Annotated in this window: 29 protein-coding genes and 1 pseudogene; 27 read left to right on the top strand and 3 right to left on the bottom strand. The window is 61.0% G+C overall.

Annotated elements, in window-relative coordinates; genetic code table 11:
• Window positions 1-32: 32 nt before the first annotated feature.
• Window positions 33-809: a biotin--[acetyl-CoA-carboxylase] ligase gene (locus tag AQ996_RS00940; RefSeq protein WP_055250246.1), complete on the bottom strand. Its 777-nt coding sequence runs from the start codon at window positions 807-809 to the stop codon at window positions 33-35.
• A gap of 176 nt (window positions 810-985) precedes the next feature.
• Here AQ996_RS00940 and AQ996_RS00935 point away from each other — a divergent pair, with 176 nt between their 5' ends.
• From AQ996_RS00935 to AQ996_RS00805, 27 genes and pseudogenes are all read left to right on the top strand, one after another.
• Complete coding sequence (locus AQ996_RS00935) at window positions 986-1,945, top strand: 3-oxoacyl-ACP synthase III family protein (RefSeq protein WP_055250243.1); 960 nt, start codon at window positions 986-988, stop codon at window positions 1,943-1,945.
• Between the two features lie 52 nt (window positions 1,946-1,997).
• A complete protein-coding gene (locus tag AQ996_RS00930) occupies window positions 1,998-2,234 on the top strand; it encodes an acyl carrier protein (protein WP_055250241.1) in 237 nt (78 codons plus the stop codon).
• Window positions 2,235-2,236: 2 nt separating this feature from the next.
• Window positions 2,237-3,181 (top strand): enoyl-[acyl-carrier-protein] reductase FabK, encoded by a 945-nt coding sequence (gene fabK / locus AQ996_RS00925; protein ID WP_055250239.1) that lies wholly within the window; start codon window positions 2,237-2,239, stop codon window positions 3,179-3,181.
• The gene (locus tag AQ996_RS00920) at window positions 3,169-4,095 is read left to right on the top strand and encodes an ACP S-malonyltransferase (protein ID WP_055250236.1); all 927 of its coding nucleotides are present in this window, start codon (window positions 3,169-3,171) and stop codon (window positions 4,093-4,095) included. Before fabK ends, AQ996_RS00920 begins: the two co-directional genes overlap by 13 nt.
• A 30-nt stretch (window positions 4,096-4,125) precedes the next feature.
• Window positions 4,126-4,899, top strand: coding sequence for a 3-oxoacyl-[acyl-carrier-protein] reductase (fabG, locus tag AQ996_RS00915; RefSeq protein ID WP_055250234.1), 774 nt, complete (start codon window positions 4,126-4,128; stop codon window positions 4,897-4,899).
• Between the two features lie 39 nt (window positions 4,900-4,938).
• Window positions 4,939-6,186: a beta-ketoacyl-ACP synthase II gene (fabF, locus tag AQ996_RS00910; protein WP_055250233.1), complete on the top strand. Its 1,248-nt coding sequence runs from the start codon at window positions 4,939-4,941 to the stop codon at window positions 6,184-6,186.
• 3 nt (window positions 6,187-6,189) lie between these two features.
• Window positions 6,190-6,663, top strand: coding sequence for an acetyl-CoA carboxylase biotin carboxyl carrier protein (gene accB, locus AQ996_RS00905; RefSeq protein WP_055250232.1), 474 nt, complete (start codon window positions 6,190-6,192; stop codon window positions 6,661-6,663).
• 9 nt (window positions 6,664-6,672) lie between these two features.
• Window positions 6,673-7,095, top strand: coding sequence for a 3-hydroxyacyl-ACP dehydratase FabZ (gene fabZ / locus AQ996_RS00900; protein ID WP_055250231.1), 423 nt, complete (start codon window positions 6,673-6,675; stop codon window positions 7,093-7,095).
• A 10-nt stretch (window positions 7,096-7,105) separates the two neighbouring features.
• Window positions 7,106-8,449, top strand: coding sequence for an acetyl-CoA carboxylase biotin carboxylase subunit (locus tag AQ996_RS00895; RefSeq protein ID WP_055250229.1), 1,344 nt, complete (start codon window positions 7,106-7,108; stop codon window positions 8,447-8,449).
• The gene (locus AQ996_RS00890; protein ID WP_055250227.1) at window positions 8,436-10,160 is read left to right on the top strand and encodes an acetyl-CoA carboxylase carboxyl transferase subunit; all 1,725 of its coding nucleotides are present in this window, start codon (window positions 8,436-8,438) and stop codon (window positions 10,158-10,160) included. The genes AQ996_RS00895 and AQ996_RS00890 overlap by 14 nt, the downstream gene beginning before the upstream one ends.
• Window positions 10,161-10,200: 40 nt before the next feature.
• The gene (locus AQ996_RS00885) at window positions 10,201-11,415 is read left to right on the top strand and encodes a PTS sugar transporter subunit IIC (protein ID WP_172674582.1); all 1,215 of its coding nucleotides are present in this window, start codon (window positions 10,201-10,203) and stop codon (window positions 11,413-11,415) included.
• Window positions 11,416-11,565: 150 nt separating this feature from the next.
• Window positions 11,566-12,720: a cation diffusion facilitator family transporter gene (locus AQ996_RS00880; protein ID WP_055250223.1), complete on the top strand. Its 1,155-nt coding sequence runs from the start codon at window positions 11,566-11,568 to the stop codon at window positions 12,718-12,720.
• Window positions 12,721-12,759: 39 nt separating this feature from the next.
• Complete coding sequence (locus AQ996_RS00875; protein ID WP_055250220.1) at window positions 12,760-13,386, top strand: histidine phosphatase family protein; 627 nt, start codon at window positions 12,760-12,762, stop codon at window positions 13,384-13,386.
• Between the two features lie 449 nt (window positions 13,387-13,835).
• Window positions 13,836-14,456, top strand: a complete 621-nt coding sequence (gene rplC / locus AQ996_RS00870; protein ID WP_035137484.1) for a 50S ribosomal protein L3 — start codon at window positions 13,836-13,838, stop codon at window positions 14,454-14,456.
• Between the two features lie 46 nt (window positions 14,457-14,502).
• Window positions 14,503-15,129, top strand: coding sequence for a 50S ribosomal protein L4 (rplD, locus tag AQ996_RS00865; RefSeq protein ID WP_006235032.1), 627 nt, complete (start codon window positions 14,503-14,505; stop codon window positions 15,127-15,129).
• Window positions 15,130-15,417: a 50S ribosomal protein L23 gene (rplW, locus tag AQ996_RS00860; RefSeq protein WP_022094197.1), complete on the top strand. Its 288-nt coding sequence runs from the start codon at window positions 15,130-15,132 to the stop codon at window positions 15,415-15,417. It abuts the gene before it with no gap.
• Between the two features lie 179 nt (window positions 15,418-15,596).
• Window positions 15,597-16,427: a 50S ribosomal protein L2 gene (gene rplB / locus AQ996_RS00855; RefSeq protein WP_055250219.1), complete on the top strand. Its 831-nt coding sequence runs from the start codon at window positions 15,597-15,599 to the stop codon at window positions 16,425-16,427.
• A gap of 32 nt (window positions 16,428-16,459) precedes the next feature.
• A complete protein-coding gene (gene rpsS / locus AQ996_RS00850; protein WP_006235035.1) occupies window positions 16,460-16,720 on the top strand; it encodes a 30S ribosomal protein S19 in 261 nt (86 codons plus the stop codon).
• A 14-nt stretch (window positions 16,721-16,734) separates the two neighbouring features.
• Window positions 16,735-17,106 (top strand): 50S ribosomal protein L22, encoded by a 372-nt coding sequence (gene rplV / locus AQ996_RS00845; protein WP_006235036.1) that lies wholly within the window; start codon window positions 16,735-16,737, stop codon window positions 17,104-17,106.
• Window positions 17,107-17,112: 6 nt separating this feature from the next.
• Window positions 17,113-17,823 carry a 30S ribosomal protein S3 gene (gene rpsC / locus AQ996_RS00840; RefSeq protein ID WP_006235037.1) on the top strand — a complete coding sequence of 237 codons (711 nt, stop codon included), beginning with the start codon at window positions 17,113-17,115 and terminating at the stop codon, window positions 17,821-17,823.
• Window positions 17,823-18,239, top strand: a pseudogene (gene rplP, locus AQ996_RS00835) (50S ribosomal protein L16); the annotation flags it as partial. The gene rpsC and the pseudogene rplP, both read left to right, overlap by 1 nt.
• An 86-nt stretch (window positions 18,240-18,325) precedes the next feature.
• Window positions 18,326-18,541 carry a 50S ribosomal protein L29 gene (rpmC, locus tag AQ996_RS00830; protein ID WP_006235039.1) on the top strand — a complete coding sequence of 72 codons (216 nt, stop codon included), beginning with the start codon at window positions 18,326-18,328 and terminating at the stop codon, window positions 18,539-18,541.
• Window positions 18,542-18,557: 16 nt separating this feature from the next.
• Complete coding sequence (gene rpsQ / locus AQ996_RS00825; protein WP_055250215.1) at window positions 18,558-18,818, top strand: 30S ribosomal protein S17; 261 nt, start codon at window positions 18,558-18,560, stop codon at window positions 18,816-18,818.
• A 118-nt stretch (window positions 18,819-18,936) separates the two neighbouring features.
• On the top strand, window positions 18,937-19,305 hold the full coding sequence (gene rplN / locus AQ996_RS00820) for a 50S ribosomal protein L14 (protein WP_006235041.1): 369 nt from the start codon (window positions 18,937-18,939) through the stop codon (window positions 19,303-19,305).
• A 13-nt stretch (window positions 19,306-19,318) separates the two neighbouring features.
• Window positions 19,319-19,624: a 50S ribosomal protein L24 gene (gene rplX / locus AQ996_RS00815; RefSeq protein WP_006235043.1), complete on the top strand. Its 306-nt coding sequence runs from the start codon at window positions 19,319-19,321 to the stop codon at window positions 19,622-19,624.
• A gap of 498 nt (window positions 19,625-20,122) precedes the next feature.
• Window positions 20,123-21,202 carry a Gfo/Idh/MocA family protein gene (locus tag AQ996_RS00810; RefSeq protein ID WP_082435463.1) on the top strand — a complete coding sequence of 360 codons (1,080 nt, stop codon included), beginning with the start codon at window positions 20,123-20,125 and terminating at the stop codon, window positions 21,200-21,202.
• Between the two features lie 3 nt (window positions 21,203-21,205).
• Window positions 21,206-21,952, top strand: a complete 747-nt coding sequence (locus AQ996_RS00805) for a DeoR/GlpR family DNA-binding transcription regulator (protein WP_055250213.1) — start codon at window positions 21,206-21,208, stop codon at window positions 21,950-21,952.
• A 444-nt stretch (window positions 21,953-22,396) separates the two neighbouring features.
• Here the strand turns inward: AQ996_RS00805 and AQ996_RS00800 are convergent, their stop codons facing one another.
• Window positions 22,397-23,248 carry an IS3 family transposase gene (locus AQ996_RS00800; RefSeq protein ID WP_055250211.1) on the bottom strand — a complete coding sequence of 284 codons (852 nt, stop codon included), beginning with the start codon at window positions 23,246-23,248 and terminating at the stop codon, window positions 22,397-22,399.
• A gap of 20 nt (window positions 23,249-23,268) precedes the next feature.
• Window positions 23,269-23,833, bottom strand: a 565-nt coding sequence (locus AQ996_RS00795; RefSeq protein ID WP_216594981.1) for a helix-turn-helix domain-containing protein, incomplete at its 5' end; no start/stop codon positions are given.

The following is a 23,833-nucleotide window of genomic DNA, read 5'->3' as shown; positions in this document are numbered from 1 at the left end:
GGGAATGCAGCCGAGTGGGTGGCTATGGTGCCCTATTTACCCATGGGACGCAGCGATGCCTCTTCAAAATGGAAGGATCGCAAGTCGTCTTCCGTCTCGATGCACGCTCGACCAAAGGCATCGACGGTTTGAAAGATGCCACGCGCCAGCTCGTCACCGGCAGGGGAACGGGCGATTACGTGCTCCCCAATCCAATTGAGATGAGCGACATAATCATCGTGGACGGGCGCGATCGGACCAGCGTCTTCTTCCATGGCGTTGAGCAGATCTGTCCATGTGCCTACGGCATTCACGATCGCGTGATGGACTCCCTTGAGTAGCACATCGACGGTGGGAACATTCTCGTTGAGGTCTGAGAGGCCGATTGCCGGCAGGCCGCCATCGGGAACCTCCGAGGGCACATAGTTCACATTGACGCCAATGCCGCAGACGGCAAAGGGCTTGCCCTCGTTGTCACGAGCCGCCTCGACCAGGATGCCGCCGAGTTTGCGCCCTCGCGCGACGAGGTCGTTGGGCCATTTGAGGCCGATCTCGTTAGCAAGACCTTGCTTTTCGAGCGCTTCGAGCACCGCTAAGCCGCTGACGGCGGCAAGACCAGAGTACTTGGTGGGATCAACACGTGGACGCAGGACAATCGAAAGCAATAGGTTGCCGGCGGTTGAATCCCACTTGTGGCCGCGTCGGCCGCGTCCTGCTGTCTGAGCCCGGGCGGCAAGTCCTGTGCCGTGCGGCGCTCCCTGTTTTCCTGCTTCGAGCAGGTCATCGTTGGTCGATCCGGTTACGTCGACTATCGTTAATTTGGCATCCATAACGGCTGCTACCTCCTTAATGAATAAGTGAATAACGCAATGGTGTCGAGAGATAGACACAATGTGAAGCCTTTGTCGCATTTGGGCAATTTAATGTTAATACGTCAACAACGACTGAAATGCGCTATCCTCTCTTGGTCGATGTAAACACGTCAACAACTCAAAGGAGGTTAGTGATGGGTTTCACGATTCTTGGAACGGGCTCGGCGCTTCCTAAGCGCAGTGTTTCCAATGACGAGCTGTCCGAGTTTCTCGATACCTCGGATGAGTGGATTTTTACCCGCACAGGTATCAAGAGCCGCCATGTGTGCACCACCGAGTCACTCGACGACCTTGCCGTGACAGCGAGCGAGCAAGCGCTCCAGACGTCTGGAATCGATGCGAGCCAGCTGGATCTTATCGTCTGTTCGACGACGACGGGCGATCATCTCGTTCCTGCCGAAGCGTGCGCCGTCGCTGAGCGACTAGGCGCGACGTGCCCTGCCTTCGATGTTTCGGCGGCCTGTGCCGGCTTCGTATTTGCGCTCGATGTTGCCGAGGGCTATATCGCCCGGGGTCGTGCCAAGCGCGTGCTTATCGTTGCTGCCGAGCAGATGACGCGCGCGCTCGACTGGACCGACCGCGCCACCTGCGTGCTCTTTGGCGATGGGGCAGGCGCCGCGGTGATTGAGGCTGGGGGAGACAGCCCCCTTGCCGTTGAGCTTTCGACGGCGCCCGACGTCGAGACGTTGCGCGTTCCCGGTCTGGTTGGCACCTCGCCGTTTAAGGCCTCCGCAGATAGCGAGAGCGTGCTGTCCATGAATGGCCGCCGCGTGTTCAAGTTCGGCGTCAACGCCATCTGCGACACGGTCCATAAGCTTGCGAGCGATGCGGGCATTTCGGTCGAGGACATCGACCATTTTGTATTCCATCAGGCTAACGAACGAATCCTGAGTCAGGCGGTCAAGCGCCTCGGTGTGCCAGACGAGCGCGTGGTTCGAACGCTATGCGAGACCGGCAACATTTCGAGCGCCTGCATTCCCTTTGCGCTTGACCGGCTGGCACGCACCGACGCACTGAATGCGGGCGACACCATCGCCCTCGTTGGATTTGGCGCCGGCCTGGATATAGGTGGCTATCTGCTTCGTTGGAAGTAGTCGCACATAGGAAATAAAAACGCCCCTGGGGCACAAACAAAGGAGAACTACCATGTCAGATCAGAAGACCTTCGAGCGCGTTTGCGACGTTATCCGCGAGACCGCTGGCCTTGACGACGTCGAGATGAAGCCCGAGTCCACGCTCGAGGAGATTGGTCTCGACAGTCTGGGCACCGTCGAGATCCTCGTCGCCGTCGAGGACGAGTTTGGCATCCAGCTCGATACCGAGGAGAACCCCAAGACGGTCGGCGAGTTCGCCGATACGGTCGAGGCGGCATTGGAGAAGTAGAGATGCTCAAGACTCCTCTCTGCGATCTGCTCGGCATCGAAAAGCCCGTGTTCCAGGGCGGTATGGCCTGGATTGCCGACGCCTCGCTGGCGTCCGCAGTGTCCGAGGCGGGCGGCTTGGGGATTATCGCGGCCATGAACGCCGATGCCAACTGGCTGCGCGACCAGATTCACGAGCTGCGCGCCAGGACGGATAAGCCCTTTGGCGTCAACGTTATGCTCATGAGCCCGTTTGCCGACGAGGTCGCGCGGGTCGTTATTGACGAGCGAGTGCCGGTCGTCGTGACGGGCGCCGGAAATCCCACCAAGTACATGAAGGCGTGGAACGAGGCGGGCATCAAGGTCATCCCGGTTGTTGCATCTGTGGCGCTGGCGCGTCTCGTGGCGCGTCGCGGAGCCACTGCCGTGGTTGCCGAGGGCACCGAATCAGGCGGCCATATTGGCGAGACCTCGACGATGGCATTGGTGCCGCAGGTTGTCGATGCGGTCGATATCCCCGTCGTGGCCGCCGGCGGTATTGCCGACGGCCGCGGCGTAGCGGCCGCCTTTATGCTGGGCGCCGCCGGCGTGCAAGTGGGTACGCGCTTTCTGGTCGCAAACGAGTGCACCGTATCCGAACAGTACAAAGAGCTGGTGATCAAGGCGGGCGACACGTCGACGCGCGCGACCGGTCGCTCGACGGGACATCCGGTTCGCGCCCTCAAGAGTCCCTTCACCAACGCGTATGCCAAGAACGAGGCGGCGGGCGCAAGCCCCGAGGAGCTCGGGGCCATGGGTACGGGTGCGCTTCGCAAGGCGGCAAAGGACGGTAATTACGAAGAGGGCTCGTTTTTGTGTGGACAGATTGCCGGCATGGTCAACGAGCGCCAAAGCGCACGTGAAATCGTCGATGACCTGGTCGATGGCACCGAGCGCGTCCTGAGGGGAGCGTGCGCATGGGTAGCGTAGCGCTTTTGTTTGCCGGTCAGGGTGCCCAGCATCCCGCGATGGGCGTCGACCTGATCGAGACATCGCCGGCGGCTGCCGAGGTGTTCGCCATTGCCGACGAGGTGCGCCCGGGGACGAGCAAGCAGTGCCGGAGCGCCTCGAAAGAGGAGCTCTCGCAGACCGAGAACACGCAGCCTTGCGTGTTCGCGCACGACTTAGCTGTCGCCGTCGCCCTGCGCGAGCGCGGCGTGGTGCCTGCCGCCTGTGCGGGATTCTCGCTGGGCGAGGTCGCAGCACTCACCTTCGCGGGGGCATTCGATACGCGAGCGGGTTTTGAGCTCGTGTGTGAGCGCGCGGCATTGATGGCCACGGCGGCCGAGCGTCACCCCGGCGGCATGCGCGCCGTCATCAAACTCGATGCGGCGCAAGTCGAGGGCCTGGCAAAACAGGCCGGCGAGGACTGCTGGCCGGTCAACTACAACAGTCCGCAGCAGACGGTTGTGGCCGGAGCGTCCGAGGCACTGCAGGAGCTCGACGTCCTAGTAAAAGAGGCTGGCGGCCGCGCTATGAAAGTCGCGGTGTCGGGTGCATTTCATAGCCCCTATATGGCCGAGGCGACTGAGGGGCTGGCGACGTATATCCAAGACGGCCACGCGCCGTCTCCGCTGCTGATTCCGGTCATGGCAAACATGACGGCGGCGCCCTATCCGGCGGACCCGCGAGCGGCATCGGATGTCTTGGCCGACCAGGTGAGCCATGCCGTGCGCTGGGTCGACACGCTGCATACTCTGCAGGATCAGGGCATCGACACGTTTATTGAGGTCGGCCCTGGCAAAACGCTGTCGGGCCTGGTCAAGCGTACGCTGAGCGACGTTCGCGTGTATTCGTGCGAAACGGCCGAGCAGGTCGCAGCTATTGCCGACGAGCTCGCATAGTCCACAGGGCTGTAACCCGAAAGGAATGACATGGGCAACTTGAACAACGGCACGCTCGAGCGCAACGACTCACGTCTCGTGGCACTGGTCACGGGCGGATCGCGTGGTATCGGCCGCGCCTGCGCTGTCGGTCTGGCGGAGGACGGCTTTGATATCGCTGTCGTCTATGCCGGCAGCGTCGATGCGGCGCGCGAGACGTGCGAAGCCTGCGAGGCGGCTGGTGCCGCGGCGCGCGCATATCAATGCGACGTGGCCGACCCCGCCGCCGTCAACGCGTGCGTGGAAGCGGTCCTCAACGACTTTGGCTCCATTTGGGTGCTCGTCAACAACGCCGGCATCACGCGCGACGGCCTGCTCATGCGTATGGGCGACGATGCTTTCGATCGCGTGCTCGATGTCAATCTCAAGGGAACATTCAATATGACGCGCGCGCTCACCAAGACCTTTATGCGCCAGCGCGGCGGTTGCGTCGTCAACATGAGCTCGGTCGTGGGCCTGATGGGCAATGCCGGCCAAGTCAACTACGCCGCCTCCAAGGCGGGCGTGATAGGGCTTACCAAGGCGGTGGCGCGCGAGCTTGCGCCCCGCGGCGTACGAGTGAACGCGGTCGCCCCCGGGTTTGTCGAGACGGATATGACGGCAAAGCTCTCGGAGAAGGTTCGCGCGGCAACCGAGGAGCAGATTCCCCTAAAGCGCATGGCGCGCCCCGAGGAAGTGGCCGGTGTGGTGCGTTTTTTGGCGAGCGATGCGGCTGCCTACATTACGGGCGAGGTCGTACGCGTTGACGGCGGAATGGCGATGTAGAAACCAGGGCCGAAGAACGGCTTGGATGAGGAGACCATGATGGAACAGAGAGTTGCAATCACTGGCATAGGTGCCGTATCGCCGCTCGGCAACACCGCACTTGCCACCTGGGCGGCCATGTGCGCCGGGACGTGCGGCATCGGCCCGATCACGCACTTCGATACCGATGCGTTTGCCGTCAAGGTGGCGGCCGAGGTCAAGGGCTTTGACGGCAACGAGTACTTTGGCAAGCGTGATGCCAAGCATCTGGACCCCTGCGTTCAGTTTGCGATGGCGGCTTCGGACGAGGCAATGCACGATGCGGGCTTTGATGTCGAAGGCGCCATCGATCGTGAGCGTCTGGGCGTCTACGTGGGCTCGGGCGTGGGCGGCATGACGACGCTCGTCGACAACGTCCACACGATCGCCGATCGTGGACCTCGCCGCGCATCGCCCTATATGATTGCGATGATGATCCCCAACATGGCTTCGGGCAATATCGCGATCCGCCACAAGGCAAAGGGACCGACCCTGCCAGTCGTGACTGCTTGCGCGACCTCGGCCCATGCGGTGGGCGAGGCGTTCCGCGCCATCAAGCACGGCTATGCCGACGCGATCCTCGCGGGCGGCGCCGAGGCGGCCATTATCCCCGATGCCGTTGCAGGCTTTACGTCCTGCCGCGCATTGACCACCAACCCCGATCCTGCGACGGCTTGCCGCCCGTTCGATGCAGACCGCGACGGCTTTGTGATGGGCGAGGGCGCTTGCGTGCTGGTACTCGAGAGCATGGAACATGCGCAGGCACGCGGTGCGCACATTTATGCCGAGGTCGTGGGCTACGGCAACACCGATGATGCTTATCACATCACGAGTCCCGATCCCGAGGCTGCCGGCATTGCCCGCGCGATATCGCTGGCGGTGGCCGAGGGCGACGTCAAGCCTTCCGAGGGCCTCTACATCAATGCCCACGGCACCTCGACCAAGCTTAATGATTCGTCCGAGACGGCGGGCATTAAGCGAGCGCTCGGCGAGGACGCGGCGCGCGCCGCACATGTCTCGTCGACCAAGTCGATGACCGGCCACATGATCGGTGCTACGGGTGCCATCGAGGTCATGGCCTGTGCCATGGCGCTCGAGCAGGGCGTGGTGCCCCCGACCATTAACTACCACACGCCCGATCCCGCCTGCGATCTTGATTACACGCCTAATCGAGCGGTTCGCGCCGACCTTACCTGGGCGCTTTCGACCAACCTGGGCTTTGGCGGGCACAACGCCGCCATCGCGCTGCGTAGATATACGAGGAGCTAGAGCATGGATTCCAAAAGACTTGCCGAGATAGCCGATGTTATGGAGGACCGCGGCCTCACGCGCGTACGTGTTGAGGAGCCCGATGGCACCGCGGTCGAGCTCGAGCGCGCGAGCGCCGCGCAGCCGGTTGCCGTGCCCATGCCCATGCCGAGCGCCATGGCCGCTCAAGTTGCAGCTCCCGCAGTCGCGCCTGCCGCACCGGAGCCCGCCGCGCAGGCACCTGCCGCCTCACCGGAGCCCAAGGGCACCGAGGTGACCGCTCCCATGGTCGGCGTTTTCTATGCTGCCCCGGCGCCGGGCGACGAGCCGTTTGTGCGCGTGGGCTCCAAGGTCAAGGCCGGCGAGACCCTCTGCATCATCGAGGCCATGAAGGTTCTCAACGAGGTGACGGCCGAGGCAGACGGCGAGGTGCTCGAGATCTGCGTGGCCGATGGCGACCTCGTGGAGTTTGGCAGCTGCCTCATGAGGATCGGATAGGTGATATCCATGAACAAAGAAGAGCTCAAGAAGCTGTTGCCGCATCGCGAGCCGATGCTTTTGCTCGACGAAGCCGAGCTGGTGGGCGACGAGGCCCACGGCAAGATCACGATTACGGGCGACGAGTACTTTTTGCAGGGGCATTTTCCGGGAAACCCGGTCGTCCCCGGCGTGATTCAGTGCGAGATGCTCGCCCAGAACTGCTGTGTGCTGCTGATGGGCGATGAGGAGGCGCGCGGCGCGACGCCGTTCTACACGAGTCTGGACAAGGTGCGCTTTAAGCGTCCGGTGCGCCCGGGCGACACGGTGGATCTGGTGTGCTCCATCACGCGTGCGCGCGGGCCGTTCCGCTTTGCGACGGGTACCGCGAGCGTCAACGGTGAGGTTTGCTGCCGCGCCGATATGTCTTTTGCACTCGTGCACGAAAGTTAAGGAAGGCTTCATGTTCGACAAAGTGCTCATCGCCAACCGCGGCGAAGTCGCGGTCCGTGTTATCCGCGCGTGCCGCGATATGGGCATCAAGACCGTCGCCGTTTATTCCACGGCCGATGCGGACGCGCTGCACGTGCAGCTTGCCGACGAGGCGTATTGCATCGGCGGCCCGCGTCTTGCCGAGAGCTACCTCAACGACGATGCCGTGCTCACCTGTGCCGTGAAGTCGGGAGCTAAGGCAATTCATCCCGGCTATGGCTTTTTCTCCGAGAAGGCGAGCTTCGTGCGCGACTGCGACAAGTACGGTCTGGCGTTTGTCGGTCCTTCGGCCGAGGTGATCGACAGCATGGGCGACAAGGACGCCGCACGCCGAACGGCCGCCGCCGCGGGCGTGCCCATCGTGCCGGGCTGCGATTTGCTCAAAAGCCCCGAGGAGGCGACGGCCGAGGCCGAGCGCATCGGCTGTCCCGTGCTCATCAAGGCGCGTGCCGGCGGTGGCGGTCGCGGTATTCGCAAGGTCGAGCGCGTGGAAGACGCGGCAAAGGCGTTCATCGAGGCGCGTGCCGAGGGCGAGGCCGTTTTTGGCGACGGCGAGTGCTACATGGAGAAGTTCGTCGCGCCGGCGCATCACGTTGAGGTACAGATTATGGCCGATAAGCAGGGCCATGTGTTTTCGCTCGGTGAGCGCGAGTGCTCGGTGCAGCGCCGCAACCAAAAGCTGATCGAGGAGAGCCCCGCGCCGTGCCTCGACGGACGCGACGATATTCGTGCCCGTATGCACAAGGCGGCGCGCGACTTGGCTCGTGCCGTCGGCTATGAGGGCGCTGGCACCATCGAGTTCCTGTATTCGGACGACGGCAATTTCTACTTTATGGAAATGAACACGCGCTTGCAGGTGGAGCATCCGGTTACAGAGTTTGTAACCGATACCGACTTGGTCAAGTGGCAGCTGCGCGTGGCAGCCGGCCAGCCTCTGCCCTTTGAGCAGGAGGACATGCCGGTGCGCAACCACGCCATGGAGTGTCGCATCAATGCCGAAACGCCGGACTTTCTGCCGTCGTGCGGAACGGTCACCGCGTTACGTGTGCCGGGTGGCCCGCGCGTGCGTTGGGATTCCGCCATGTTTACCGGTGCGAACGTTCCGCCGTACTACGACTCCATGCTCGGCAAGCTCATCGTGTGTGCGCCCACGCGTGACGGCGCCATTCGCAAGATGCGCTCGGCCCTGGGCGAGCTCGTGATTGAGGGCGTAAGCGAAAACAGCGAGCTTCAGCTCGACGTGCTGGCAAACGACGAGTTTTTGTCGGGCATGTATCACACCGATCTGATGGGGCATCTCTATGCTGATGAATAGAAAAGCGAAGACGGTCAACGTCCTTGAGGGGCCGATAACCGAGTCGTGCGCCGAGTTTCCCGCGCGCCACGTGTTTATCAAGTGCCCGGAGTGCCGCCGTGTGACCGATGAGACACGTCTGCACGACAACCTCGAGGTCTGCCCTCGTTGCGGCAAACACTTTCGCGTGAGCGGTCGCGCGCGCATGCGCATGACGGTCGACGAGGGCACGTTTGAGGAATGGGATGCCAGCCTGGCGTCGGAGGACTTCCTCTCGTTTCCCGGCTATGCCGACAAGCTCAAGAGCGCGGGCGAGCGTTCGGGCGAGCGAGATGCCGTTGTGTGCGGCAGGGGCAAAATCCGCGGCTGCGATACGGCACTCTTCTTTATGGATGCCAGCTTTATGATGGGCTCGATGGGCTCCGTGGTGGGCGAGAAGATCTGTCGCACATTTGAGCGTGCGACCGAGCTGGGATTGACAGTTGTCGGCTTTACCGTTTCGGGCGGTGCGCGCATGCAAGAGGGCGTGACATCGCTTATGCAGATGGCCAAGATTTCTGCGGCGGTTAGGCGCCACAGCGAGGCGGGCGGTCTGTATATCACGGTGCTCACCGATCCTACGACCGGAGGCGTAACCGCGAGCTTCGCCATGGAGGGCGACATTATCCTGGCCGAGCCCGATGCCCTGACGGCATTTGCCGGCCCGCGCGTGATCGAGCAGAACATGCACAAGCGTCTGCCCAAGGGATTCCAGCGTTCCGAGTTTTTGCTGGAGCACGGCTTTTGCGATGCCGTTGTTCCGCGTGGTGAGATTGCGCTCACGGTAGGCGAGCTGCTGGCGCTGCACGAAGGGCACGCGCCCGGCCTGGGGGCGCCACATGAGATCGTGCATGCGGGTCGCCGCGGCAAAAAGCTGGGACACTTGTTTAAGCGCTCGGCCGCACCAAAAAGCGCGCTCGAAATCGTCAAACAGACTCGCTCGGCGAACCGCGCCACGGCGGGTGAGATGATCTCGCTGGGCCTGGATGGATTTGTGGAGCTGCACGGCGACCGCTACTTTGGCGACGATGCTGCCGTGGTGGGCGGTATCGGCTGGAAAGACGGGCGGCCCGTGACGGTTATCGCCATCGAGCGCGGTACCACGACCAAAGAGCGCATGCGTCGCAACTTTGGTATGGCACATCCCGAGGGCTACCGCAAGGCACGTCGCCTGATGCACCAAGCCGAGAAATTTGGCCGGCCGGTTCTGTGCCTGGTTGATACTTCGGGCGCGTTTTGCGGCATCGGTGCCGAGGAGCGCGGCCAGGGCGAGGCGATTGCCCAGAATCTCATGGAGATGAGCGGCCTTAAGACGCCGATTGTCTCGGTGGTGACAGGCGAGGGCGGCTCTGGTGGCGCGCTGGCGCTGTCCGTGGCCGACCGCATCCTGATGCTCTCGAGCTCGGCCTATTCGGTCGTGAGCCCCGAGGCCTGTGCATCGATCCTGTGGAAGGATACCGAGCGCGCGAATGAGGCCGCCGAGGCGCTTAAACTCACGGCCCCCGATCTGCTGGCGCTCGGCATCATCGACGGCATCGTTGACGATAGGGGCCTGTCGCATGAGGAGATCGCCGGCGCCGTCATATCCTCGGCATTTGATGCCTTCGATACGCTTGAGCAGCTCGACGACGCGACCCTCACAAACCTCCGCTACGAAAAGTACCGCGCAATCGGTCAGTACCGCACGGTGTGACAAAGGGACAGTCCGCATGTCACATTGGGAAAGGCGTTCCATGCCACAAGTTTCTAACACCTCGTTTACAACGACGGCTTCATCAAACGCCATGGCCGTGGTGGACTATCTGTCCAAAAGCATGATGTCGGCGCTGCCCTTTATTGTCTGCGCGGCATTGTTCCGCACCGTCGCCGTCATTATGGGCGAAGGCATGCTGGGCCTGTGGTCTGCCGATTCCGAAATCTATCGTCTGTTCTACAGTTGGCTCTATAACGCCGGCTACTACTTTTTGCCCATTTATCTTGGGTGGGCCGCCGCCCGCCAGCTCGGTTGCTCGGAGCAGTTGGGCATGATGTTGGGCGGCGTATTGATTGCGCCCGACCTGCTTAAGCTCGTCGATGCCGCATCGACGACGGGGGCATCGATGACTTCCGTGTATGGTCTGCTTCCCGCGCCGGTCAACGATTACACGACGACTGTTATTCCGGTTCTCATTTCGGTGCCCGTGTTATGGCGAGTGGAGCGTTTCTTTCAGCGCGTTATCCCTAAGGCCGTGACGTTTTCGTTCGTTCCGTTTGCAACCATGCTTGTCATGGTTCCGGTTTCGCTGTGTATTACGGCGCCGGCGGGCAGCTATCTAGGCATGCTGTTGGGCCAGCTTATGTTTATGCTTGGCAATTCCGGTGGTATCGTGTCGCTGCTCACGCTCATGGGGCTTGCCGCCAGCTGGGAGTTCCTTAAGATCGCGGGCGTCAGCAACGTTGTCCTATCGCTCGCCTATGCGCAGTTTATGAGTGTGGGAACGGATTCGTGCATTCTGATCGCCGCGACGATGGCAACGTTCGCCGTTTGGGGCATGCCCTTTGGCGCGTCGCTTCGCGTTGCGGATAAGGACGAGAAGGCGCTCATGCTGGGCTATTCAATCTCGGGTGTTCTTGGCGGCGTAAGCGAGCCGGCGCTGTACGGTTGCGGCTTTAAATATGGCAGGTGCCTGACGTGCATGGCCATTGGCGGCGCCGTCGGAGGCCTTGTTGCGGCCGTGGGCCACGTTACGGCCTATACCATCGGCATGACGAATGCCCTCATGGTCATTGGCTTTGCCACGGGCGGCATCTCGAACCTGCTGTGGTGCTGTGCTGCCGGTGGCACGGCATTTGCGGTGTCTGCGGCGCTGAGCTACTGCTTTGGCGTGGTGCCGGCGAAGGGGCAGGCGGCAGAAGACGAAGCCGATTTGCCCGAAACCTCGAAGAGCACGGCCGAGGCAAGCGCATAAATCGATCGACAAAGGGGCAGTCCCGCATGGCACATTCCAAGGTCGTGGCCCGTGTGGGTTGCGGCCTTTTTGTATCTGGGGGACAAAGTGGCTACACTACAATCCGTTTGAGCAATAGATATATAGGTAGTACCGTGGGGGCGGATGTAGATGGTCGAGTGGATTGTTAAGCGTGCGCAGGGCGACCGTGCGCGCGTGGGCACGTTGACGGGCGTGGTGTGTATTCTCGCCAATGTGGCACTATGCGCTGCGAAGGGCGTAATTGGCGTGCTGTCGGGATCGGTTTCGATTGTGGCGGACGCCATGAATAATCTGTCCGATGCTAGCTCGAACATCGTGAGCGTGCTTGGCTTTAAGCTGGCGGGCAAGCCAGCAGACCCCGAGCATCCTTACGGTCATGGCCGCTACGAGTATCTCTCGGGTCTGGTTGTGGCGGCGCTCGTGCTGCTTATTGGCATCGAACTGGTGAAGTCCTCGGTGGAGCGTATCGTCAACCCGGAGCCTGTCGAGTTCTCGCTTGCCCTGGTGGCAGTCCTGGCACTTTCGATGGTTGTAAAGCTGTGGATGGCGGCCCTCAACCAAAAGCTCGGTGACCGCATTGAGTCCGAGACGTTGCATGCGACCGCTCAGGATTCCAAAAACGATGTCCTAGCCACGGGCGCCGTGCTGGCGTGCGCGATTGTTTCCCAGGTGACGCATATCAATCTTGACGCATGGGTCGGCCTTGCCGTTGGCGCCTATATCGGCTGGAGCGGTTTTGAGCTCATCCAGGATACGGTGAGCCCGCTTTTGGGCCAGGCGCCCGATCCCAAGCTGGTCAAACATATCCGAGACAAGATCATGAGCTACCCCGGCGTTTTGGGTGTCCACGACCTTATGGTTCACGATTACGGTCCGGGCAGGAAGTTTGCAAGTGCGCACGCCGAGATGGCGGCCGAGGCCAGCCCGCTGGAAAGTCACGACACGCTCGATAACATCGAGCAGTCGTTTAGGAACGAAGACGGTATGATCGTCACGCTCCATTACGACCCCATCGTGACCGACGATCCAAAGGTGGCGAGCATGCGTCTGCGCATCAACGCTATGGCTCAAGAGGTCGATAGCCGCCTCTCGATCCACGACCTACGCTGTGTTCCGGGCCCCACGCATACCAACGTGATCTTTGACTGCGTACGTCCCTCGGATTTGGCGATGAGCGCCGAGGACCTGAAGCGCGCGCTGGCGAAACGGGTCGAATCGGAATATCCCAAGTCGGTCGCCAAGATCACGATCGACGAAGACTACGTAGGCCATACCCACGAGTAGGGCTGTGCCAGCAAAGCAAGTTATACAGAAGGGGAGAGCATGAAGCGTCTATATCTACTCCGCCACGGTCAGACAGAATTCAACGTTAAAAAGTTCGTCCAGGGCCGCTGCGATTCTCCGTTGACCGATCTGGGCCGCAAGCAAGCGGGAATGGCAGCCGCATGGCTCAAAGCCCACGGCGTCGTCCCCGACAAAGTGGTCTCTTCGCCCTTGGGCCGAGCCATGGACACGGCAAGTCTCGTCGCAACCGAGCTTCTCGGCGCAGACGCTGACGTTGAGCCCTGCGAAGGCATCATCGAGCGCAGCTACGGCACCTTCGAAGAAGGCCCACACGACGCCCTGCCCACCGACGTCTGGGATCCGGGCGAGGACCTGATCCCATTTGGCGGAGAAGGAAGCCATGCCCTGCAGGAGCGCATGGTAGCCACCCTCACCAATCTCATGGGCGCTAAGGACACCGAAACCCTCCTAGCAGTAAGCCACGGCAGCGCCAGCCGCCAATTCATCAAGGCTGCAGCCCCAGTGGACTTCGAGCTCCCAACAAAACTCCCCAACTGCGCCATCATGGTCTTCGATTTTGATGAGGCAAAGTCGGGAGAAGAAAGCGACGCACCCCAATCCAAGTTCATCTTGCAGCAAATCATCGATCCTCAACAAAGTAATTAGCTGAGCGAGCAGAGTTAAGCAGACATCAACGTGTCGTCTCCCGAGCACGGCGGAGGGCCGGAGAAATATATTAAGGTCATCGCGAGTTCCGCACGCAAAGGAGAGCACTTAATGTGCTCTCCGTCTTGCGCAGGACTGTAGAGCAGGGACCTTAATATATTTCTCCGGCCCTCCGCCGTGCCCAGGAGCCATCCACGCACTTTACCTGCGTAAACAATGTGAGTGAAATATGAATCTCGATGGATACGCCCGCAGCCGTGTATACTAAACAGCTGTGTGTAACCAGGGGAGTATTCTGGCTGGACAAAATGCCTGCTTAATAGGGTTGTCAGGTAGTCCGGGCGAAATACAAGGCTGGGGAGCACGTCGTGTAAGTAGTGGTCCTCTAGGGGCGTACGCTCGGTGGTGTACGCATTGTCCCAAGACCACGCGAGAGTTGGGATCATATCTTGATCAGCATGATTCTCGGCCGCAAGATTGGCATGACCCAGGTTTGGGACGAGGACGATAACGTCGTTCCCGTCACGGTCATCCAGGCTGGCCCCTGCGCTGTCTCGCAGGTTAAAACTCAGGCAACCGACGGCTATGACGCCGTCCAGATCGGTTTCGGCGACATCAAGGCCAAGAACGTGAACAAGCCCATGGCTGGTCACTTCGCCAAGGCTGGCGTCGAGCCTGTCCGCTTCCTTCGTGAGGTCCGCGTCGAGAACGGCGAGGAGCACAAGGTCGGCGAGGTCGTCACCGTCGCTGATTTCGCTGATGTCGAGAAGGTCGACGTCATCGGTACCTCCAAGGGTAAGGGCTTCCAGGGTCGCATCAAGCGCTGGGGTCAGCGCCGCGGTCCTATGACGCATGGTTCTCACTTCCAGCGTCACCCCGGTTCTATCGGTCAGTGCGCCTATCCTGCGCGCGTCCTTAAGGGCGTCAAGATGGCCGGTCACATGGGTAACGAGCGCGTTACCGTCAAGAACCTTTCCGTTGTCCGCATCGATGCCGAGCAGAACCTTATCTTGGTCAAGGGCGCTGTCCCGGGTGCCAAGAATGGTCTCGTCGCCATCCGTATGGCCTAAGGGCCCAGCCCATTTAGCCCAGCGTCATACCAAGGAGAACACTTAAATGGCAAAGTTTGAAGTAAAGAACAGCGAGGGCAAGAAGGTCGCCGAGGCCGAGCTCGCCGCTGAGGTGTACGGCATCGAGCCGAACATCCACGTTATGCACCACATCGTCAAGTGCCAGATGGCCTCTTGGCGTCAGGGCACCCAGTCTGCTAAGGGTCGCTCTGAGGTTTCCGGTGGCGGCAAGAAGCCTTGGCGTCAGAAGGGCACCGGCCGTGCCCGCCAGGGTTCCATCCGTGCTGCCCAGTGGCGTCACGGTGGCGTTGTCTTCGCCCCCAAGCCCCGTTCCTACGCTAAGCGTATGAACAACAAGGAGGTCAAGCTGGCTATGCGCTCCGCGCTGTCCGCCAAGCTGGCCGATGGCGAGCTCGTGCTCGTCGACGACTACGGCTTCGAGAAGCCTTCCACCAAGGCTGCCGTCGCCATGCTCAAGGCTCTCGGCCTTGAGGGTAAGCGTCTGACCATCATCGTTCGCGATGAGGACGTCAACGCCTACCTGTCGTTCCGCAACATTCCCAAGACGTTCATCATCACTGCCGACGAGGCCAACACCTACGATCTCGTCAACAACAACGCTGTGCTGATGCCCGCCGACATCGCCGCTCACTTCGGGGAGGTGCTTGCATAAATGACCGCCCACGAGATCATCATCCGTCCGATCGTGTCCGAGCGTTCCTTCTCCGGCATGGAGCTGAACAAGTACACGTTCGAGGTCGCCAAGGATGCTAACAAGTATCAGATCAAGGACGCTGTCGAGGAGATCTTCGGCGTCAAGGTCGTTCGCGTGAACACCCTGACGGTCAAGCCCAAGACCAAGCGCGTGCGCTATGTCGCCGGCAAGACCCGTTCTTGGAAGAAGGCCATCGTTACGCTGGCCGAGGGCGACACCATCGAGGTCTTTGGCAACCAGGCCTAAGACTCGCTGCTGTTGAGTGAGCTCATGCCTCCCAAATAGGGGAGGCGAGAGCTCAAGGTTTCGGGCGTATAAAATGGACACGCCCGGAACCGTGTATACGTCCGGTGTCATCGCACCCGAGGCAGAACCTCGAATCCCTGTCTGCGATGGCTAACGGATTCCTATTGAAAGGGATTGTAATGGCTGTAAAGCACCTTAAGCCGACCTCCGCTGGTAGGCGTTGGCAGACGATCTCCGATTTCTCCGAGATCACCTGCACCAAGCCCGAGAAGTCTCTTCTCGAGCCCCTGCCCAAGAAGGCCGGTCGTAACAACAACGGCCGCATCACCACCCGCCACCAGGGCGGCGGCGTGAAGCGTCGTTACCGCGTGATCGACTTCAAGCGCAACAAGGACGGCGTGCCCGCCAAGGTTGCCACGATCGAGTACGATCCGAACCGTTCCGCTCGCATCGCTCTGCTGCACTACGCTGACGGTGAGAAGCGCTACATCCTGGCCCCCAAGGGCCTCGAGGTCGGTCAGACCATCATGTCCGGTTCTGACGCCGACATCAAGCCGGGCAACGCTCTGCCCCTCGCCGACATCCCCGTCGGTACGCTCATCCACGCTGTCGAGTTCCAGCCGGGTAAGGGCGCCGCTATCGCCCGTTCCGCCGGTAACTCCTGCCAGCTGATGGGTAAGGAGGGTAAGTACGCTATCGTCCGTATGCCTTCCTCCGAGATGCGCCGCATCCTCGTTACCTGCCGCGCCACCGTCGGTGAGGTCGGCAACGCCGATCACGCCAACATCGTCATCGGCAAGGCCGGCCGTAAGCGTCACATGAACGTGCGCCCGACCGTCCGCGGTACCGTCATGAACCCTGTCGACCACCCGCACGGCGGTGGCGAGGGCAAGAACCATACCTCTGGTCGTCCCTCTGTTACCCCCTGGGGTAAGCCGACGAAGGGCCTTCGTACGCGCAAGAAGAAGAAGGTCTCGAACCAGCACATCATTCGTCGTCGTAAGAAGTAATTTCGGATACCGAGTTTTAGGAGAAAGCACTTATGAGCAGAAGTCTCAAAAAGGGCCCGTTCGTGGAGACTCGCCTTCTCTCGCGTATCACCGCGATGAACGAGGCTGGCAAGAAGGACGTCGTGAAGACCTGGTCCCGCGCGTCCACCATCTTCCCCGAGATGGTTGGTCACACCATCGCCGTCCACGACGGCCGCAAGCATGTGCCCGTGTATGTTACCGAGTCCATGGTTGGTCACAAGCTCGGCGAGTTCGCGCCGACTCGTACGTTCCGTGGCCACAAGGCCAAATAGGGGGTTAACCGTAAATGGCAACTAAGTCTATTGAAACTGAGGCCACCGAGGTTCGCGCCGTCGCTAAGTACGTGCGTGTTTCCCCCAGCAAGGCCCGCCTGGTGGTCGATCTGATCCGCCGCAAGCCTGTCGCTCAGGCCTTCGACATCCTCCACTTCTGCGACCGCGCCGTCGCCGTGGATGTCGAGAAGGTTCTCCGTTCCGCTGTTGCGAACGCCGAGAACAACAACGGTCTGCGTGCCGACAACCTGGTTGTCGCCGCTGCCTATGTTGACGAGGGTCCGACGCTTAAGCGCATCCGTCCCCGCGCCAAGGGTTCCGCTTCTCGCATTCTGAAGCGTACTTCCCACATCACCGTCGTCGTTGCTCCTCGAAAGGAGGCGTAAAGCTGTATGGGTCAGAAAGTCTACCCCACCGGCTTCCGTCTTGGCATCACCGAGAATTGGCGCTCCCGCTGGTTCGCAGAGAAGGATTACGCTAAGACCCTCGGTAACGATCTCGAGATCCGCAAGTACCTCGAGAAGCGTCTTTCCCGCGCAGCTGTCTCCCGCGTCGAGATCGAGCGCGCTGGCGACAAGGTGAAGGTCATCATCCTCACCGCTCGCCCCGGCGTTGTCATCGGTAAGAAGGGTGCCGAGATCGATACCCTCCGCACCGAGCTCGAGAAGGTCGCTGGCGTCTCCAAGGGCCAGCTCTCCGTCGACGTTGTCGAGATCAAGCGCCCCGAGCTCGACGCCAACCTCGTTGCTCAGTCTATCGCCGAGCAGCTCGAGGGCCGCGTTGCCTTCCGTCGCGCTATGCGCAAGGCTGTCCAGTCTGCCCGCAAGGCCGGCGCTAAGGGCATCCGTATCCAGTGCTCCGGTCGTCTTGGCGGTGCCGAGATGGGCCGTCGTGAGTGGTACCGCGAGGGTCGCGTGCCTCTGCACACCCTCCGTGCCAAGATCGACTACGGCACGGCTGTCGCCAGCACCACCATGGGCGCTTGCGGCGTGAAGGTCTGGATCTACCTGGGCGAGAAGCTCCCGGGCCAGCCTGTTCCCAACCCTGCACTCGAGGGCTCTTCCCGTCCTCGTCGTCGTAACTCCGAGAGGAGGGGTCAGTAGTGCTTGCCCCTAAGCGTATTCTTCACCGCAAGGTGCAGCGTGGCTCCATGAAGGGCCAGGCCAAGGGTAATACCGAGCTGCATTTCGGCGAGTTTGGTATCCAGGCTCTCGAGGCCCATTGGATCACCAACCGTCAGATCGAGGCCGCTCGTATTGCCATGACCCGCTACATGAAGCGTGGCGGTCGTGTCTACATCACGATCTTCCCCGATAAGCCCATCACCAAGAAGCCTGCCGAGACTCGCATGGGTTCTGGTAAGGGTAACCCCGAGGAGTGGGTGGCCGTCGTCAAGCCCGGCCGCATCATGTTCGAGGTCAAGGGCGTGCCCGAGGAGGTCGCTCGCGAGGCTCTGCGTCTTGCACAGCACAAGCTTCCCATCAAGACCAAGATTGTTGCTGCCAAGAACGCTGAGCAGCGCATCGAGAAGGAGATGGCTGAGGAGGCCGCTCTCGAGGCCAAGTGGGCTGCTGAGGACGCCGCCGCCGCCAAGGAGGAGAACTAATGAAGCCCGCAGAGATTCGTGAGCTCTCGGACGCTCAGCTCGTTGAGAAGCTGAAGGAAATGCGCGCCGAGCTCTTTAACCTTCGTTTCCAGATGGCTACCAGCCAGCTGGACAACACCGCTCGCGTCAACACCGTGAAGAAGGACATCGCTCGCGTCCTCACGGAGCAGCGCGCCCGCGAGATCGCAGCGGAGAAGTCCGCTGTCGCCGAGTAGGACCTAAGGAGAGAACATGACTGATTCGCGTAACTCGCGTAAGGTCCGTACGGGTGTCGTTACCTCCGTCTCCGGTGCCAAGACCATTGTTGTCACCATCACCGAGCGCAAGCGTCACCCCAAGTACGGCAAGATGATGACCAGCTCCAAGAAGCTGCACGCTCACGACGAGGAGTGCACGGCTGGCGTGGGCGACACCGTCCGCGTTATGGAGACCCGTCCTATGTCCAAGATGAAGCGTTGGCGCCTCATCGAGCTCGTCGAGCGCGCTAAATAAGCAGTCGCTCTTACGACTTGTACGTTTCCGAAGATGTGCGTATGCCTGGCTTGCATACCACGGGCCGTATAAAGGCTGCGCACCTCTCTTCGGTTCTTAGTTCGGAGGAACATCTACCATGATTCAGATGCAAACCATGCTGAACGTCGCCGACAACTCCGGCGCTCGCAAGATTCGCTGCATCAAGGTGCTTGGCGGTTCCAAGCGTCGTTATGCAGGCATCGGCGATGTGTTCATCGGTGCTGTCCAGGAGGCTACCCCTGGCGCCAACGTCAAGAAGAAGGACGTTGTCCGTTGCGTCGTCGTTCGCACCGTTAAGGAGATCCGCCGCAAGGATGGCTCCTACATTCGCTTTGATGAGAACGCCTGCGTTGTCATCAACAACGATGGTTCGCCCGTCGGCACCCGTATCTTCGGGCCCGTCGCTCGCGAGCTTCGTGACAAGAAGTACATGAAGATCGTCTCGCTCGCTCCCGAGACCCTGTAGTTAGGGGAGATATATGTATATCAAGAAGGGCGATAAGGTCCAGGTTCTCTCTGGTAAGGATCGCGGCAAGCAGGGCGTTGTCCTGCGTGCTCTCCCCGCCGAGAACAAGGTCGTTGTCGAGGGCGTTTCGGTCGTCAAGAAGGCCGTCAAGCCCAACGCTGCCAACCAGCAGGGCGGCATCGTTTCGCAGGAGGCTCCCATCGACGCCTCCAACGTCAATCTCGTCTGCCCCGAGTGCGGTAAGGTTACCCGCGTCGGTCACGAGAAGGACGGCAAGAACAAGCTGCGCGTCTGCAAGAAGTGCGGCCACAAGTTCTAAGCTGCCCGCAACATCAAGTTGCTAGCAAAGGCCCGGATGCCCCAAGGCACCCGGGCCTTTTTCTATCCCTACTCATTGGGGACAGACTTAAATGAGGGGACATACTCATTGGGGATAGACTTAAATGAGTGCCGTTGAAACGCTGGTAGCTGGGGACGTTCCCTTTGTGCCGGCAGTTAGGGAAGTCCCTATATGCCGGCAGTTTGGGACAGTCCTTTGATGGCTGCGCCCCCCCCCAGAGGGGTGGAGTAATACAGCCTAATCTGTCTTTTATGGCTATGGTGTTCCGTTCCTTTATGTTTCACAAGGATTGTCGCATGCGCATTATCGCGCATAGACTTGCGCGATAATGCGCATAGCCGCGCAAATATCTGCCAACTATGGCTAAATAATGACCGATAAGCAAATAGACACGCAAACACGAGCAAATACGCGCGCGATTGTGCGAATATAGGGTTGTTTGAAATGAAGGACTTCCGATGACTTAGGAGGCACATCATGGCAGATTCCAAACAGGCTCCGCTCGACGCCGAAGCAGCCGCTAAGGTGGCATTTGCCTCGGTCCAGGACAAGCCATTCCCCAACGATATTTTTACTGCCCCCGAGCTCCGCTGGGCAGTGATCGGTTGCGGTGTTATCGCCAACCAGATGGCCCAGTCTCTCGCTCTTGCCGGCCGCAAGCTTGCGGGCGTTGCCAACCGCACACTGTCCAAGGCTCAGGCTTTTGCAGAGCAGTATGGCATTGAGAAGGTCTATGAAACGGTCGAGGACCTCTACACCGATCAGAACATCGACGCCGTCTACATCACCACCCCGCACAACACTCATATCACCTATCTGCGCGCTGCGCTGGCAGCTGGTAAGCACGTGCTCTGCGAGAAGGCCATTACCCTCAATTCCGCTGAACTCGATGAGGCCCGTGCCATTGCCGCCGAGCACAACGTGGTCCTTATGGACGCCACCACGGTGCTCCACATGCCTTTGTATCAGGAGCTGCGTCGTCGCATGGATGTCGGTGAGTTCGGCCGCATGAATCTCGCTCAGCTCAACTTTGGCAGCTACAAGGAGTACGGCGATCTGACCAATCGCTTCTACAACCGCAACCTTGCTGGCGGTGCCATGCTCGATATTGGCGTGTATGCCCTGTCCGTCATGCGTCTCTTTATGGCCAGCCAGCCCGCCGAGGTCGTGTCTCTAGGCAACACCTGCGAGACTGGCGTCGATGTTGCGGGCGGCATCGTCTGCCGTAATGCCGAACAGCAGCTGGGCGTGGTGAGCCTTACGCTCCACTCCAAGCAGCCCAAGCGCTCGATCATTAGCTTCGACAAGTGTTATATCGAGGTCAACGAGTATCCGCGTGCCGATCACGCGACCATCGTGTGGACTGCCGACGGCCACCGCGAGGAGGTCCACGCTGGCACCGAGGCCTACGCACTGTGCTACGAGATGGCCGATCTTGAGAAGGCCGTTGCCGGCGACGACTCCAAGCGCGAGCTGCTGGATTATGCTTCTGATGTTATGGAGCTTATGACCAAGCTTCGCGCCGACTGGGGAGTCGTGTACCCCGAGGAGGAGTAAGCGATGCTTGCGGAAGATAGGCTCAACGCGATTGTATCGATGGTGCAGCAGGCCGGCTCGGTTACCGTTCCGGAGCTTGCTGAGGCCCTGGGCGTGACGGCGTCTACCATTCGGCGCGATCTGCAGACGCTCGACCGAGCGCATCGCATCGCCAAGGTCCACGGTGGGGCGACGAGTCTTGAGCGCGCGCACGTGACGCGCGACCTAACGCTTAATGAGCGCAGCGACCTCCATAACGATGACAAGGAGCGTATCTGCGCCCGTGCGGCGGCGCTTGTGGAGCCTGAGAGCTTTGTATACATCGACTCGGGCTCGACGACGCTCAGGCTCATCGAGCATCTTCCCCACCTTGAAGATGTCACCTACGTGACCGATTCCGTGCTCCATGCTCAGCGCCTTGCTTTGCGGGGTATGCGTACCGTGGTGCTGGGCGGCGAGCTCAAACCCGAGACCGAGGCGCTCGTTGGCCCCGATGCCTTGGCAACCTTAGATCGCTACAACTTCAACTGTGGCTTTTGGGGCTCTAACGGCATTGCCGCCGAGCAGGGCTTCACGGCGCCCGATATCGAGGAGGCCCAAGTAAAGCGCATCTCGATGCGTCATACGGCCAAACGCTTCGTAATCTCGGACGCCAGCAAATTTGGCATGGTGGCGCCCGTCAAGTTCGCGGACTTTCGCGATGCAACGATCATCACCGCGGGCGAGGTGCCCGCCAAGTACCGGGCAATGGACAACGTCGTCACGGTCTAGCGGCGGGGCAAGGCCAAAACCACCACAAAGGTGCTTGTCCCCATTGTGGTGGTTAGTAACGAAAACCGAGTAGTTTTCTCAATAGAAAAGCGGCAACGTCCATCACGGGCGTCGCCGCTTTCGTTGTCTGCCGGTTTGTCTAAGTCTGTAACAACTGGACCGTTAAAAGTGGGCTAGGTGTTACAGATCGAGATACTTACGAACCGCGCCGTCCCTTTGTCTCAATCTGTAACATCTGGGACTGATTTTGCCGAGTTACTGTTACAGATTGAGATTATTCCCTTGAGGGGATTCGAATGTCTCGATCTGTAACAGATAGACCGCAAAATGGGCTTTAGCTGTTACAGATCGAGATGTTTGGGAATCCGGCAGAGCCATCGCGGCAAAACCACCACAAAGGTGCCTGTGAACTGCGCCCCGAAACTTGGACTGAATAAATAGCGACTACGCCGCAAGGGCCCGGCTCCGGAACTCCTCCGGCGTCAGGCCCTTCAATCTTACCTGCCTGCGCCGCGTGTTCCAATGGACTATGTACCCCTCCAGGTCGCGCTTGAAGTCCTCGAAGCTGCCCCACTCCCTGCCGCGGTAGAACTCGTCCTTCACGTGGCCGAAGAGCTGCTCGGTGGCGGCGTTGTCGATGCAGTTCCCCTTGCGCGACATGCTCTGGGTGATGCCCGCCCCCTCCAGCCTGGAGGTGTAGGACTCGTGCTGGTACTGCCAGCCCATGTCCGAATGCATGGTCGGCGCCGCCCCGTCGGGCAGGGCCTCGAGGAGCCGGTCGAGCATCCTGTGCTGCTGGGCGAGGTCCGGCGAGGTCGATATGTCGCTCGCCACGATCTCCTTCGTGCAGAAGTCGAGCACCGGGGCCCAGTAGGCCTTGGCGCCGGCCACCTTGAACTCGGTGACGTCGGTGCCGAGCTTCTGCCACGGCCCCTCGGCGCCGAAGTCCCTCGCGATGACGTTCTCGAACGTGCTCCCCACGAGCCCCCTGTAGGAGCTGTACCGGCGGCGGGAGCCCCGGCGGCGTATCCCGCACCGGATGCCCATCTCGCGCATCATCTTGAGCACGGTCTTGTCGGCCACGACCGCGCCCAGCTCGGCGCGCAGGCACATGGCTATCTGCCGGTGCCCGCAGCCGTTGGCGGTGCGCGAGAATATCTCGGCCGCGGCGTCGCGCAGCTCGGGCCGGGTCGGCCTCCGCGGGTGCGCCAGCGCGTAGTAGTAGGTCGACCTCCTGAGCCCCGAGCACTCCAGCAGGTGGCGCAGGGAGTGCCCCTCCGCGCGCAGCGCCCTCACCGCCTCGGCCGCCGCCCTGGTCAGAGCCCGTCCCGCTCGACCAGGGCGCGCAATTTTTTTAGGTAGGCGACCTCGGCCTCGAGCCTGCGGCAGCGCTCCTCGAGCTCCTGCTCGCGGGTGCGGGCCCGGGGTTTCGACCTCGACCCCCTCGGTCTGCCCTTCGGGCGGGGCCGCAGCGCCTCGGCGCCGCCCTCGCGGTAGAGCCTGCACCAGCGCTCCAGCGGGGATTTCGACCTGATCCCGAACTCGGCCATGGCGTCGGTCTTCGCCATCCCGCCGTCGACCACGGCCGACGCCGCGGCGACCCTCTGCTCGAATGTGTACCTGGATTGTTTCCCGCCCATGGACAGCAGCGCCTCGCTTCCGAACGCCCGGTATACCCACTGCCATTCTCTCACGGTCTCGCGGGGGACGGACAGGGCCTCGGCCGCCGGCTTGCAGCCGACGCCGGCGTCGAAGAGCTCGACGGCCTGCCTCCTGGACTCCAGGTCGTGCTTCACCCTGAGGTCTATACTCATGGAAAACCTCCCATTTCCCGATGTCCAAGAAATGGGAGGCAGTTCACTGTCCCCTTTGTGGTGGTTT

It is taken from the genome of Collinsella aerofaciens (assembly GCF_001404695.1).
GTDB classification, from domain to species: domain Bacteria; phylum Actinomycetota; class Coriobacteriia; order Coriobacteriales; family Coriobacteriaceae; genus Collinsella; species Collinsella aerofaciens_E.
This window is presented reverse-complemented; position numbering and strand designations above follow the sequence as displayed.

Coding starts and splice junctions, on each gene's coding strand:
- AQ996_RS00940 (WP_055250246.1), bottom strand. CDS start 809: ATGGATGCCAAATTAACGATAGTCGACGTAACCGGATCGACCAACGAT.
- AQ996_RS00935 (WP_055250243.1), top strand. CDS start 986: ATGGGTTTCACGATTCTTGGAACGGGCTCGGCGCTTCCTAAGCGCAGT.
- AQ996_RS00930 (WP_055250241.1), top strand. CDS start 1,998: ATGTCAGATCAGAAGACCTTCGAGCGCGTTTGCGACGTTATCCGCGAG.
- fabK (WP_055250239.1), top strand. CDS start 2,237: ATGCTCAAGACTCCTCTCTGCGATCTGCTCGGCATCGAAAAGCCCGTG.
- AQ996_RS00920 (WP_055250236.1), top strand. CDS start 3,169: ATGGGTAGCGTAGCGCTTTTGTTTGCCGGTCAGGGTGCCCAGCATCCC.
- fabG (WP_055250234.1), top strand. CDS start 4,126: ATGGGCAACTTGAACAACGGCACGCTCGAGCGCAACGACTCACGTCTC.
- fabF (WP_055250233.1), top strand. CDS start 4,939: ATGGAACAGAGAGTTGCAATCACTGGCATAGGTGCCGTATCGCCGCTC.
- accB (WP_055250232.1), top strand. CDS start 6,190: ATGGATTCCAAAAGACTTGCCGAGATAGCCGATGTTATGGAGGACCGC.
- fabZ (WP_055250231.1), top strand. CDS start 6,673: ATGAACAAAGAAGAGCTCAAGAAGCTGTTGCCGCATCGCGAGCCGATG.
- AQ996_RS00895 (WP_055250229.1), top strand. CDS start 7,106: ATGTTCGACAAAGTGCTCATCGCCAACCGCGGCGAAGTCGCGGTCCGT.
- AQ996_RS00890 (WP_055250227.1), top strand. CDS start 8,436: ATGCTGATGAATAGAAAAGCGAAGACGGTCAACGTCCTTGAGGGGCCG.
- AQ996_RS00885 (WP_172674582.1), top strand. CDS start 10,201: ATGCCACAAGTTTCTAACACCTCGTTTACAACGACGGCTTCATCAAAC.
- AQ996_RS00880 (WP_055250223.1), top strand. CDS start 11,566: ATGGTCGAGTGGATTGTTAAGCGTGCGCAGGGCGACCGTGCGCGCGTG.
- AQ996_RS00875 (WP_055250220.1), top strand. CDS start 12,760: ATGAAGCGTCTATATCTACTCCGCCACGGTCAGACAGAATTCAACGTT.
- rplD (WP_006235032.1), top strand. CDS start 14,503: ATGGCAAAGTTTGAAGTAAAGAACAGCGAGGGCAAGAAGGTCGCCGAG.
- rplW (WP_022094197.1), top strand. CDS start 15,130: ATGACCGCCCACGAGATCATCATCCGTCCGATCGTGTCCGAGCGTTCC.
- rplB (WP_055250219.1), top strand. CDS start 15,597: ATGGCTGTAAAGCACCTTAAGCCGACCTCCGCTGGTAGGCGTTGGCAG.
- rpsS (WP_006235035.1), top strand. CDS start 16,460: ATGAGCAGAAGTCTCAAAAAGGGCCCGTTCGTGGAGACTCGCCTTCTC.
- rplV (WP_006235036.1), top strand. CDS start 16,735: ATGGCAACTAAGTCTATTGAAACTGAGGCCACCGAGGTTCGCGCCGTC.
- rpsC (WP_006235037.1), top strand. CDS start 17,113: ATGGGTCAGAAAGTCTACCCCACCGGCTTCCGTCTTGGCATCACCGAG.
- rpmC (WP_006235039.1), top strand. CDS start 18,326: ATGAAGCCCGCAGAGATTCGTGAGCTCTCGGACGCTCAGCTCGTTGAG.
- rpsQ (WP_055250215.1), top strand. CDS start 18,558: ATGACTGATTCGCGTAACTCGCGTAAGGTCCGTACGGGTGTCGTTACC.
- rplN (WP_006235041.1), top strand. CDS start 18,937: ATGATTCAGATGCAAACCATGCTGAACGTCGCCGACAACTCCGGCGCT.
- rplX (WP_006235043.1), top strand. CDS start 19,319: ATGTATATCAAGAAGGGCGATAAGGTCCAGGTTCTCTCTGGTAAGGAT.
- AQ996_RS00810 (WP_082435463.1), top strand. CDS start 20,123: ATGGCAGATTCCAAACAGGCTCCGCTCGACGCCGAAGCAGCCGCTAAG.
- AQ996_RS00805 (WP_055250213.1), top strand. CDS start 21,206: ATGCTTGCGGAAGATAGGCTCAACGCGATTGTATCGATGGTGCAGCAG.